Source organism: Mesorhizobium sp. WSM4829 (assembly GCF_055811475.1).
On record NZ_JBVVQJ010000001.1, the window covers coordinates 289,512 to 300,690 of the forward strand.

11 protein-coding genes are annotated in these 11,179 nt (G+C 63.7%); 5 read left to right on the plus strand and 6 right to left on the minus strand.

The window, feature by feature from the left end:
- The first annotated feature begins 34 nt into the window (after positions 1-34).
- The gene (locus tag AC0L17_RS01245; RefSeq protein ID WP_236368596.1) at positions 35-718 is read left to right on the plus strand and encodes an HAD-IA family hydrolase; all 684 of its coding nucleotides are present in this window, start codon (positions 35-37) and stop codon (positions 716-718) included.
- Positions 715-2,301 carry an FGGY-family carbohydrate kinase gene (locus AC0L17_RS01250; RefSeq protein ID WP_473514458.1) on the plus strand — a complete coding sequence of 529 codons (1,587 nt, stop codon included), beginning with the start codon at positions 715-717 and terminating at the stop codon, positions 2,299-2,301. The genes AC0L17_RS01245 and AC0L17_RS01250 overlap by 4 nt, the downstream gene beginning before the upstream one ends.
- A 25-nt stretch (positions 2,302-2,326) precedes the next feature.
- On the opposite strand, the gene AC0L17_RS01255 is transcribed toward AC0L17_RS01250, so the two are convergent.
- Positions 2,327-2,905, minus strand: coding sequence for a histidine phosphatase family protein (locus AC0L17_RS01255; protein WP_473514459.1), 579 nt, complete (start codon positions 2,903-2,905; stop codon positions 2,327-2,329).
- A gap of 246 nt (positions 2,906-3,151) precedes the next feature.
- On the opposite strand from AC0L17_RS01255, the gene AC0L17_RS01260 reads away from it, so the two are divergent.
- A complete protein-coding gene (locus AC0L17_RS01260) occupies positions 3,152-4,555 on the plus strand; it encodes an MATE family efflux transporter (RefSeq protein WP_473514460.1) in 1,404 nt (467 codons plus the stop codon).
- 41 nt (positions 4,556-4,596) lie between these two features.
- On the opposite strand, the gene AC0L17_RS01265 is transcribed toward AC0L17_RS01260, so the two are convergent.
- The 5 genes from AC0L17_RS01265 to speB all read right to left on the minus strand — a co-directional run bounded on the left by AC0L17_RS01265 (position 4,597) and on the right by speB (position 8,344).
- On the minus strand, positions 4,597-4,962 hold the full coding sequence (locus tag AC0L17_RS01265) for a hypothetical protein (RefSeq protein ID WP_473514461.1): 366 nt from the start codon (positions 4,960-4,962) through the stop codon (positions 4,597-4,599).
- Between the two features lie 111 nt (positions 4,963-5,073).
- Positions 5,074-5,721: an amino acid ABC transporter permease gene (locus tag AC0L17_RS01270; protein ID WP_473514462.1), complete on the minus strand. Its 648-nt coding sequence runs from the start codon at positions 5,719-5,721 to the stop codon at positions 5,074-5,076.
- The gene (locus tag AC0L17_RS01275; RefSeq protein ID WP_473514463.1) at positions 5,718-6,386 is read right to left on the minus strand and encodes an amino acid ABC transporter permease; all 669 of its coding nucleotides are present in this window, start codon (positions 6,384-6,386) and stop codon (positions 5,718-5,720) included. The genes AC0L17_RS01270 and AC0L17_RS01275 overlap by 4 nt, the downstream gene beginning before the upstream one ends.
- A gap of 21 nt (positions 6,387-6,407) precedes the next feature.
- The gene (locus tag AC0L17_RS01280) at positions 6,408-7,205 is read right to left on the minus strand and encodes a transporter substrate-binding domain-containing protein (RefSeq protein WP_473507943.1); all 798 of its coding nucleotides are present in this window, start codon (positions 7,203-7,205) and stop codon (positions 6,408-6,410) included.
- Positions 7,206-7,282: 77 nt separating this feature from the next.
- Positions 7,283-8,344 (minus strand): agmatinase, encoded by a 1,062-nt coding sequence (gene speB, locus AC0L17_RS01285; RefSeq protein WP_473514464.1) that lies wholly within the window; start codon positions 8,342-8,344, stop codon positions 7,283-7,285.
- Between the two features lie 216 nt (positions 8,345-8,560).
- Here speB and gcvA point away from each other — a divergent pair, with 216 nt between their 5' ends.
- Together gcvA and pncB are read left to right on the plus strand one after the other, a co-directional pair.
- Positions 8,561-9,535 carry a transcriptional regulator GcvA gene (gene gcvA / locus AC0L17_RS01290; RefSeq protein WP_473514465.1) on the plus strand — a complete coding sequence of 325 codons (975 nt, stop codon included), beginning with the start codon at positions 8,561-8,563 and terminating at the stop codon, positions 9,533-9,535.
- 192 nt (positions 9,536-9,727) lie between these two features.
- Positions 9,728-11,032, plus strand: coding sequence for a nicotinate phosphoribosyltransferase (gene pncB / locus AC0L17_RS01295; RefSeq protein WP_473514466.1), 1,305 nt, complete (start codon positions 9,728-9,730; stop codon positions 11,030-11,032).
- The last annotated feature ends 147 nt before the right edge of the window (positions 11,033-11,179 follow it).

Here is an 11,179-nt window from a genome sequence, read left to right on the forward strand (position 1 = left end):
CTCAATGCATGTCCCCGCCGATGAGGGCCCTGCAATGACGCCTGACCTGGTCATTTTCGACTGCGACGGCGTGCTGGTCGACAGCGAGGGGCTGTCCGTTTCGGCGCTGCTTAGCATGATCACGCTTGCCGGCGGCAGTGTCAGCGAGGATGCCGCCTATGAGCATTTCCTCGGCAAAAGCATGAAAAGCGTTCGCGAAATCCTCGGTCGCGACTTCGGACTTGATATCACCGACCTGCATCTGAGCGCGATGCGCGTCGGGCTGATGCGCAAATTTCGCGACGAGCTCAAGCCGATCCCCGGCATCGGCCAGGTTCTTCCGAAGCTTACCGTGCCATGCTGCGTTGCTTCCTCCGGCACGCTGGATCGCATCCGCTATGCGCTTGACGTCACCGGGCTGCTCGGGCTGCTCGAGCCGCATCTGTTCAGCGCCGCCATGGTGGCGCGGGGCAAGCCGGCGCCGGACCTTTTTCTCCATGCAGCCGCCAAAATGGGAGCGATCCCGCAAAATTGCGTCGTCGTCGAGGACAGCCCCGTCGGCGTCGCGGCGGCACGGGCGGCGGGAATGCGCGTCCTCGCCTTCACCGGCGGCTCGCATGCCGGCAACCCGGCACTGAAAGCGCGGCTTGCGTCGAGTGAACCGGACTTTATATTCGCTGACATGCTGCAACTGCCCGATCTGATTGCAGGCCTGGGAGCGAGAGTAAGAACATCTTGACGAACAGTTTCGTTTGCGCGGTCGATGTCGGCACCGGGAGCGCCCGTGCGGGCATTCTCGACACCGGAGGCACCTTGCTCGGCCGCGCCGAGCATCCGATCGTCATGAACCGGCCGAAGGCCGATCACGCCGAGCACGATTCGCAGGATATCTGGTCGGCGGTCTGCATTGCGGTGCGCGCGGCCAATGAAAAAGCCGGCGTGGCAGCGCAGGACATCGTCGGCATCTCCTTCGACGCCACCTGCTCGCTGGTGGTGCGGGGCAAGGATGGTGGCCAGCTCAGTGTCTCGGTGACAGGCGAAAGGCGCTGGGACACCATCGTCTGGCTCGATCACCGCGCCATTGCCGAGGCCGATGAATGCACCGAAAGCGGCCATGCCGTGCTCGACTATATCGGCGGCGTCATGTCGCCGGAAATGGAGACGCCGAAGCTGATGTGGCTGAAGCGCAACCTACCCGCAACATGGAACGAAGCCGGCTATCTATTCGACCTCGCCGACTTTCTCAGTTGGAAGGCAACCGGTTCGCTTGCCCGCTCGCAATGCACGCTGACCGCCAAATGGACCTATCTGGCGCATGAAGAGACCGGCTGGCGGCGCGACTTCTTCAAAGCCGTCGGGCTCGGCGATCTTTTCGAGCATGGCAATCTGCCTGACAAGGCCAGTCCGGTCGGCGCCGATATCGGCCGGCTGAGCGCGCAAGCCGCAGCCGAGCTTGGCCTGACCGAACAATGCCGGGTCGGCGCCGGCGTCATCGACGCCTATGCCGGCGCGCTCGGTGTGCTCGGCGGCTTCGCCGGCGACGAAACCAACATCGGCCGGCATCTGGCGCTGATCGCCGGCACTTCGAGCTGCGTCATGGCGATGTCGGCCGACCCGCAGCCCTTTGCCGGTGTCTGGGGCCCGTATTATGGCGCGGCGCTTCCCCGGCTTTGGCTGTCGGAAGGCGGCCAGTCGGCCACCGGCGCGCTGCTCGATCACATGATCCGCTGGCACGGCGCCGGCGGCGAGCCGGACGCCGCCATGCACGCCAGGATTGCTCGGCGCGTTGTCGAGTTGCGCGCCATAGAGGGAGAAAATCTGGCCGGAAGGCTGCATGTGCTGCCGGATTTCCACGGCAACCGCTCGCCGCTCGCCGACCCGCATGCCGTCGGCGTCATCAGCGGGCTGACGCTGGATTCCTCCTTCGACAGCCTGTGCAAGCTGTATTGGCGCACCGCCGTCAGCATTGCGCTGGGCGTGCGCCATGTGCTGGAAGCCCTGAACGAGAACGGCTATCTGATCGACACGCTGCATGTCACCGGCGGTCACACCAAGAACCCGCTGCTGATGGAGCTTTATGCCGACGCCACCGGCTGCACGGTGGTCGAGCCGCTGGCCGATGAGGCGGTGCTGCTCGGCACCGGCATGATCGCCGCCACCGCCGCCGGACTTTTTCCCGATTTGAACGCCGCCTGCGTCGCCATGCAGCAAGGCGGCAAGACGCGAGAGCCCAATTCGACGGCCGCCGGCCGGTTCGACCGCGACTACCGGGTGTTTTTGGAGATGCACCGGCAGCGGCAGGCGCTGGATGCGATCAGGTAGTCTCGAATGGCCTGCAATGCGTCTGCTATCTCTGATTCCATCGCCGGATAATTGGCTCGCCAAGGTCGTGCTCATAACCGAGCACGCTTGTGCTGGCGGTGTCCAGCACGAACAAGGCGCCATCTTGCGGCGGCAGGCCGAGCCAGCGCGCCGCCAGCACCCGCAGGAAATGCGAGCTTGAAAACACCAGGACATTGCCGTTGAGGGCGCGCAATTCATTGACGATCCGATCGGCCCTCGCGCCGACATCCTCTGCCATCTCGCCGTCAGGGCAGCCGTCGCGAAACAGACGCCAGCCGGGGCGCTCGATGAGGATCTGCTTCGTGGTCAGTCCCTCGTAGGCGCCGTAATCCCATTCCGCCAGGTCGGCCTTCTTCACGCCGGCCGAACCGAAGCCGGCCAGTGTACAAGTCTTGAAGGCGCGCTGCGAAGGGCTCGACCAGACAGCCTGGAACGAAAGCCCCTGCAACCGCTCGGCGACCCGCCCGGCGGCCGCCTCGCCGGCTGGCGTCAACGGTATGTCGGTCAGGCCGGTGTGCTTTCCCGACGCGCTCCATTCCGTCTCGCCATGCCGAACGAGGTAGATTTCGGGAAACGCGCTCATCCGCATGCCTTTCGATTGAATCCAATGTGATGACCGCTCTTCAAATCGGCCAACGACGCGATCATAGCGGCTTCTGCGCCCTCTGGCTCAACTCTTCCCCCGAGTCAGCCCCCTTGCCATAGCTGCCCATTTCGTGGACAAGCCGTGCGGATAATGCGGAATCCGGGCCGATCACGGCCATTTTCCGCTCTGAGACGCGGCTTCCGGCCCTTTTTGCCGACGCGCCGCAATCGGATAGGCGAAAAAATGTCTGCGATCGAAGCCGGCGTGCGCGCGCCGGAAAATCTTTGGCGTCGGGAAATCAAGGCGACGCTGGCGCTCGCCTGGCCGATGGTGCTCACCAATCTCGGCCAGACGGCGATGACCGCCACCGATGTCATGATGATGGGGCGGCTGGGTCCGGACACGCTGGCCAGCGGCGCGCTCGGCGCCAACCTCTATTTCATGCCGCTGATCTTCGGGCTCGGCCTGATGCTGGCGACCTCGCCGATGATCGCTACGGAACTCGGCCGCCGTCGCCACTCGGTGCGCGATCTGCGCCGCACCGTGCGGCAGGGCCTGTGGCTGGCGATCCTCATCTCAATCCCGATCTGGATATTTCTCTGGTACGGCGAGGCCGTGTTGCTGGCCATGGGCCAGGAACCGGCGCTGGCACACCAGGCCGGAATCTACCTGCGCTGGCTCGAATGGGCGGTGCTGCCCTTCTATGGCTATATCGTCCTGCGCTCGTTCATCTCGGCGCTGGAGCGGCCGGGTTGGGCGTTGGTCATCGTCTTCGTTGCCGTTGCCTGCAATGTGTTCTTCAACTGGGTGTTCATGTTCGGCAATCTCGGCGCCCCTTCGATGGGCATCGCCGGCTCCGGCCTCGCCACCACGCTGTCCAGCATGCTGATGTTCGCCGGCATGGCGGCGGTGGTGACGCTTGAGCCAAAATTTCGCCGCTACCAGCTGTTCGGGCGCTTCTGGCGGGCCGACTGGCCGCGCTTCAAGGGCCTGCTGCGGCTCGGCCTGCCGATCGCCGGCCTGCTTGCCTTCGAGGTGACGATCTTCAACGCGGCGGCCCTGCTCATGGGGCTGATCGACGCCGCCTCGCTCGCGGCGCATGCCATCGCCATCCAGATCGCTTCGATCAGCTTCATGGTGCCGCTCGGCCTCAACCAGGCGGCGACAGTGCGCGTCGGGCTCGCCCATGGCGCCGGCAATCCGGAAGGTGTTTCCCGCGCCGGCTGGACCGCTTTTGTCATGGGCGTCTCGTTCATGGCGCTGATGGGGCTGGTGATGATCCTGTGGCCGCAACTGCTGATCAGCGCCTTCATCGATCTCGGCGACCCGGCCAATGCCACTGTGATCGGGCTTGCCGTGTCGTTCCTGGCCTTTGCCGCGCTGTTTCAGATTTTCGATGGCGCCCAGGCCGTGGCCGCCGGCATGCTGCGCGGCCTGCACGACACCCAGGTGCCGATGATCTATGCCGCGATCGGCTATTGGGGCATCGGCCTGCCGCTCGGCGTCCTGCTCGCCTTCCATTCCGGGCTCGACGGCATCGGCATCTGGATCGGCCTGTCGTTGGGGCTGGCGGTGGTGGCGGCGCTGCTCCTGGCGCGCTGGCTGCGGCGCGACAAGATCGCGCCGCCGCTCTCCTTTGGGCATTGATGAAAGCGGCTTCGTCACGAAGCAGGACGGGGTCGTGACGTCTATGGATATCTCGTCCGATTTGCGATTGCGGCCTGTGGGCTTAAGTCGCTTTGCAACTCCTTTGGCAGTGGAAGGCTTGAGCACCGCAAGTGCACCGCGCGGGCGAACAATTTTCGTTGCTTCTGCTGGTGCTCCTTGATGGCTGCAGCGAGCCCTAATCCGTACGGGCCAAGAAAGACGCCGGTTCCCCAGCCCGGCTGCTTTTTTTCGCGAGCGTCGTAGTCCGAAGCCTCCATGCGGGCTTGCTGGCATTCCGGCGACGCCCATTTCCGGTCTTGCTTCGAAAGCGACGCTCCATAGTCGACCGGAGAGGTCGCGCACCCGGCCACTGTCGCGGCCAACGCGACCAACATTGCAATTCTCATCCCCAAGCCTTCCTAACGCATGTGGAGAGTACACAGAACTCTTCTTGTAACAAGGAGATAGCTCCGAAGAAGCTAAGAAGGCATTCGAACGCCAAGCGCCGAGGCGGTTTGCTAGTTTGTCGTCGCTCGTCGTTCAAGCGAGCGCGCATATTGCGTCAGCGGGAAGCACATGGCGAAGAAGATCAAGGCGACCAGCCCATAGACGGTGAACGGCTCGAAGGTCGCATTGTTGATGGCGTTGGATGTCCTGACCAGTTCCTCGAAACCGATGATCGAGGTCAGCGCGGTCGACTTGATCAGCTGCACCAGGAAACCGACGGTCGGGGCGCGGGTGATCGAAAACGCCTGCGGCAGGATGATCAGCCTGAGTTCCTGCAGATAGTGAAGGCCGAGGCTGGCGCCGGCGTCCCACTGGCCGCGCGGCAGCGCATCGACGCCGCCGCGCCAGATCTCGGCGAGATAGGCGCTGGCGAAGAAGGTCAGGCCAAGCGCTGCAGCGGTCCACGGCTCGATGCGCAAGCCCAGCATCGGCAGGCCGAAGAACATCAGGAAGAGCTGCATGAGCAGCGGCGTGCCCTGGAAAAGCGCGATGTAGCCCGAGGCCAGCCGCCGCGCCCATTTATTCTTGGCGATCCGGAAGAACAGCACGAGCATGCCGACCACGCCGCCGCCGACGAAGGCCGCCAGTGACAGAAGCACCGTCCAGCGCGCGGCGAGCAGGAGGTTGCGGACGATATCCCAGAAGGTGAATTCGATCATGACACGCTGGCTCCCAGAGCGCGGCGGCCGCCGCTGACCAGCAGCCGGCGCAGCCCCATCGACAGGACGAGATAGACCATCGTCACCACGAAATAGGTCTCGAAAGCACGGAAGGTCCGCGCCTGCAGCATGTCGGCCTCGTAGGTCAGTTCGCGCACCGCGATCTGCGACACCACGGCGGACTCCAGCATCATGATGATGATCTGGCTGGTCAGCGCCGGAAAGATCACCTTGAGCGCTTGCGGCAGCACGATCTTGACGAAGACCTGACGCAGCCTGAGCCCAAGCGCAAGGGCCGCTTCCGTCTGCCCGCGCGGCACCGCGTCGAGCCCGGCGCCGACGATTTCGATCGTGTAGGCCGCCATGTTGAGCGTCATTGCCAGCATGGCGGCCAGCAGCGGATCGAGCCTCACGCCGATGCTGGGCAACCCGAAGAAGATGAAGAACAGCTGCACAAGGAACGGCGTGTTCCTGATAATTTCGACATAGACGCCGATTGCCCGCTTGAGCAGCAAGGGGCCGTTTCGCCGCCCTGCTGCGCCGAGGATGCTGAGGAACGTTCCCGCCAGCGTGGTCACGGCGATCAAAAGGATCGTCATGGCCGCCCCGCGCGCGATCGCACCTGTCGCATCGGCAAGCCAGCCGAAGTCGAGGCTGTAGCCCATGGTAGGTCCTTACCTCGGAGATCAATCCTTGAGGTTGTCGGGATTGAGCGGTGTTTTGAGCCAGGCTTTCGAGCTTTCGTCCAGCTTGCCGTCGGCCAGCATCTTGGCGACTGCGTCGTTGACCGCCTGCTTCAGGCGGTCCTCGTTCTTGTTGAGGCCGATATGCGAGGGCGAGGTGAGAAGCTGGAACTTCTGCTCCGGCTTCAGTGCCTCCTGGCGGGCGAGCACCTGGGCGCCGACATCGTTGCCGACGACCATCAGTTGGGTCTGACCCGAGATGAAGGCCTGGATGACGGAATTATAGTTGTCGAAACGGCGGATGTCGGCCGAGGCGGGTGCTGCCTCGGTCAGCGACGTATCTTCCAGCGTGCCGCGGTTGACGGCGATCGACTTGTCGGCGAGATCGTCCTTGCCTTCGACCTTGAGCGCGGCCGGGCCGATGACGGCGATATAATAGGGCGCGTAGGCGGCGGCGAAATCGATCACCTGCTCGCGCTCCTTGGAGTAGCCGACGCTCATCAGGATATCGACGCGCTTGTCGGTAAGATACGGGATGCGATTCTGCCCGGTCACGCTGACCAAGTTGAGCTTGACCTTGAGCTGGTCGGCGATGAACTGCGCCACGTCGACGTCATAGCCCTTGATGCTCATATCGGCACTGGCCGAGGAGAAGGGCGGAAAGTCGGAGAAAATGCCGACATTGATCGCGCCGGCCTTGGTAATGTCGTCGAGCGCGTCGGCATTGGCGGCCTGGGTGGCAAGACCGAGGCCGGCGAGCAGCAGCACGGCGGCGATGGATGATTTCATGTGAAATGTCATTGTCGTTCCCCTGCTGGAAGCTTGTTTTGTTTGAATGCGGCCGCCGGCTCCAGCGCGGCGGCCGCCTTGGATGTGCGTTAAGCTCGCTTGCCTGAGATCGCCGGGCTGAACACCATCAGGCTGAGGATTTCGAACAGCACCTGCGCGCCGGCATGGGCGGTGTTGGTGGTCGCGTCGTATTGCGGCGCCACCTCGACGACGTCGCCGCCGACGATGTTGAGCCCTTTGAGGCCGCGCAGAAGTTCAAGCACTTCCCGCGTCGTCAGCCCGCCTACTTCCGGCGTGCCGGTGCCCGGCGCAAAGGCCGGGTCGATGCTGTCGATGTCGAAGGACACATAGGTCGGGCCATCGCCAACGATCTGGCGCGCCTTCGCGATGATGGCGGGCATGCCGAGGCCGGTCACCTCTTCGGCATGCACGACGGTCATCCCGGATTCGTAGGTGAACTCCCACAGATATTCGGCCGATCCGCGGATGCCGATCTGGATGGTGCGCGACGGGTCGAGCACGCCGTCGAGCACCGCGTTGCGGAACGGGCCGCCATGGTGGAACTTGGTCATGTCGAACAGGCCGCTGGTGTCGCAGTGGGCGTCGATATGGATCATGCCGACCGGCGCTTTTTTGCCGACAGCCTTCAGGATCGGATGGCTGATCGAATGATCGCCGCCGACCGAAAGCGGAATGACGCCGGCGTCGACGATCTGGTTCGTCCGGCGCTCGATGTCGTCATGGCTGGTTTCCAGCCGGTAGCGGCTTTGGAACGGCACGTCGCCGATGTCGGCCACCTTCAGCTCATGTGTCGGCGCGCATTCCAGCACATGGTTATAGGGGCCGATGCGCTCGATGGCGCGCAGTGCCCTTGGCCCGAAGCGGGCGCCCGGCCGGTTGGTCACGCCAAGGTCCATCGGCACGCCGATCATCGCCACCTGCAGATCGCCGAAATCAGGATTGTCGGCGGCTATTTCCCGGTAAGGCGCGCTGAGGAAGGTCGGGATGCCGGAATAGGGCGCCAGCCGCGTGCCGCTCTTGGAAAAAATCTTGTCGGCGACGCGGCGGAATTTTGGGTCGAACATCTCGCCGCCATGGCTTTCGCCATATTTGCGGCGCAACGCTTCGAGCTTGCCGCTGTTATAACCCATGTCGGTCCTCCATGGCTGGTGCAGTGCGGCCATCAATGACGGTCGCGCCGGCTGCCTGCGGATTTCACGTCTTGATGCTGTACGAGCCAAAGTGTCTTGCAGCTGCATTGAAAAATCAATTGATATTGTTAGGGTGTTTGCTGTGAGAAAATCTCACATTAATGTCGAGCACGGTCTTATCCAAAACCGCGGGGATCGTGTTCCTTTGAGGCTCCGATGGCCAAGCGTCTGCCTCCCCTGAATCCATTGCGCGCCTTCGAGGCGACGGCGCGCCATGCCTCGCTGACCAAGGCGGCGGCTGAGCTCAACGTCACCCACGGCGCCGTCAGCCATCAGATCAAGGCGCTCGAACAGTCGCTGGGCGTCAAGCTGTTCGAGCGCGCCGGTCAGCGGGTGAAGTTGACGCCGCACGGCGCCGAATTGCTGCCGGCGGTGTCGACCGCCTTCGACGGCATTGCCGCCGCCACGCAGCGCATGACGAGGCCGGCGAGCACCGGCGCCCTCTCGGTCTCCTGCGTGCCGGCACTGCTGCTGCTGTGGATGATCCCGCGGCTCGGCAGCTTCACCTCGCAGTATCCCGATATCAGGCTGACGCTGATCCCGTCGAATGATGCCAAGGACGTCCGCGCGCCACATGTCGATATCTGCGTGCATTATGGCGATGGCAGCTGGACCGATTGCTGGATGCGCAAATGGTCGGGCCTCGAACTGTTCCCGGTGGTCAGCCCGACGCTGATCAACAACCGTCCGATCCGCACCGTGCGCGATCTCGCCGATCACGTCTTCCTGCACGGGGACGACGGCCGCGAATGGCACACCTGGCTGGCCGCCGCCGACGCGCTGGATCTGGAGCGCGGCCGCCGCCATCATCTCGGCGACGCGCGCATGGCGAGCGAGGCGGCGGTCCACGGCCATGGCGTGGCGCTGGGCGATACGGTGACAGCAAGCGGACTGCTTGCCAGGGGACTGCTGGTCGCGCCGTTCGGCCTGTCGGTGCCGGCGGTCGACGATTTCTATGTCGTCTGCCGCAACGAGATGAGGTCGGCGCCGATCGTGCAGCTGTTCATCGACTGGCTGTTTGCCGAAAAGGAGCAGGCCGACGGCCGCGCCGATGCGCCGGTGGCGGGCCGCATCGGCATCCGCAGGAAGCGTCCGGCGCTGAGGGTGATCGGCGCCAAGACCGCGCCCTGAAGTTGCTGCAGCCGACGCAGCGCGCTTCCCGCAGCGTTTTCTTTTTGTCGGGCCAGCCGGCAAAGCGGGAGGCGCTTTCAAAAATTCAATGCTAAGAGGCATTTGGAGCAATTCCGGGAATAGTGCGCAGCGGTTTCCCGGGAAAAGCGCTAAATGAAAAGCTAGGGCGAGCAGCGAAGGCGGCATCAAGACATGACCAAGACCGATATAGCGCGGCGCGTCTACAACCACACCTGGAAGCTCGACCCGATTGTCCGCAGCCTGCTCGACACCGATTTCTACAAGCTGCTGATGCTGCAGATGATCTGGGGCATGTATCCCAAGATCGACACCACGTTCTCGCTGATCAACCGCACCACCTCGGTTCGCCTTGCCGAGGAGATCGACGAGGCAGAATTGCGCGATCAGCTCGACCATGCCCGCACCTTGCGCTTCTCCAAGAAAGAGATGATCTGGCTTGGCGGCAACACCTTCTATGGCCGCAAGCAGATTTTTGAACCGGAATTCCTCGCCTGGCTCGAGAATTTCCAGTTGCCGGAATACGCGCTTTCCAAGCGCGATGGCCAGTACGAGCTCACTTTCAGCGGTCCGTGGATGTACACAACACTCTGGGAGATCCCGGCGCTGGCAATTATCAATGAACTTCGCTCTCGCGCCGCCATGCGGGCGTTCGGGCCCTTCGCGCTCGACGTGCTCTATGCTCGCGCCAAGGCCAAGATGTGGGCCAAAACCGAGCGGCTGAAAGCGCTGCCGGATATCCGCATTTCGGATTTCGGCACCCGCCGCCGCCATTCCTTCCTGTGGCAGCGCTGGTGCGTCGAAGCGCTGAAGGAAGGCATCGGCGAGGCTTTCACCGGCACCTCCAACGTGCTTTTGGCCATGGACAACGACCTCGAGGCGCTCGGCACCAACGCGCATGAACTGCCGATGGTGTTCGCCGCGCTCGCCAATTCGGAAAAGGAAATGAAGCAGTCGCCCTACAAGGTGCTGCAGGACTGGCAGCGCTACTATGGCGGCAATCTGCTGATCGTGTTGCCGGACACCTTCGGCACCGCGGCGTTCCTGCGTGACGCGCCGGACTGGATCGCCGACTGGACCGGTTTTCGCCCCGACAGCGCGCCGCCGATCGAAGGCGGCGAAAAGATCCTTTCCTGGTGGCGCGGAAAGGGCAAGGACCCCAGACAGAAGCTGCTGATTTTCTCCGACGGGCTCGAGGTCGAGACCATCGAGGAAACCTACCGCCATTTCCACGGCAAGGTGCGCATGTCCTTCGGCTGGGGCACCAACCTGACCAATGATTTCGAGGGCTGCGCGCCGACCAAAACCAACCGGCTCGACGCCATCTCGCTTGTCTGCAAGGTCACCGAGGCCAATGGCCACCCGGCGGTCAAGCTCTCCGACAATCCCGCCAAGGCCACCGGCGACGAAAAAGAGATCGAGCGCTATTTGCGCATATTTGGCGAGAAAGACCGCGTGGAGCAGTTGGTCAAGGTGTAAGGGGCTGCGGATGGTTTCGCCTCGCCAAAAGGGAAATCTCGGATAGCGTGAGTTCCCGCCCACCCCCCTGGGGGGGGGGGGGGGGGCGGGCACCCCCCGCGGGGGGGGGGGGGGGGGGGGGGGGGTGGGGGGCGGCGGGGGCGCGGG

Excerpts from the sequence above, each read along its gene's own strand:
- pncB (WP_473514466.1), top strand. The coding sequence starts at position 9,728 with ATGACCAAGACCGATATAGCGCGGCGCGTCTACAACCACACCTGGAAG.
- AC0L17_RS01255 (WP_473514459.1), bottom strand. The coding sequence starts at position 2,905 with ATGAGCGCGTTTCCCGAAATCTACCTCGTTCGGCATGGCGAGACGGAA.
- speB (WP_473514464.1), bottom strand. The coding sequence starts at position 8,344 with ATGGGTTATAACAGCGGCAAGCTCGAAGCGTTGCGCCGCAAATATGGC.
- AC0L17_RS01265 (WP_473514461.1), bottom strand. The coding sequence starts at position 4,962 with ATGAGAATTGCAATGTTGGTCGCGTTGGCCGCGACAGTGGCCGGGTGC.
- AC0L17_RS01260 (WP_473514460.1), top strand. The coding sequence starts at position 3,152 with ATGTCTGCGATCGAAGCCGGCGTGCGCGCGCCGGAAAATCTTTGGCGT.
- AC0L17_RS01270 (WP_473514462.1), bottom strand. The coding sequence starts at position 5,721 with ATGATCGAATTCACCTTCTGGGATATCGTCCGCAACCTCCTGCTCGCC.
- AC0L17_RS01275 (WP_473514463.1), bottom strand. The coding sequence starts at position 6,386 with ATGGGCTACAGCCTCGACTTCGGCTGGCTTGCCGATGCGACAGGTGCG.
- AC0L17_RS01280 (WP_473507943.1), bottom strand. The coding sequence starts at position 7,205 with ATGACATTTCACATGAAATCATCCATCGCCGCCGTGCTGCTGCTCGCC.
- AC0L17_RS01245 (WP_236368596.1), top strand. The coding sequence starts at position 35 with ATGACGCCTGACCTGGTCATTTTCGACTGCGACGGCGTGCTGGTCGAC.
- gcvA (WP_473514465.1), top strand. The coding sequence starts at position 8,561 with ATGGCCAAGCGTCTGCCTCCCCTGAATCCATTGCGCGCCTTCGAGGCG.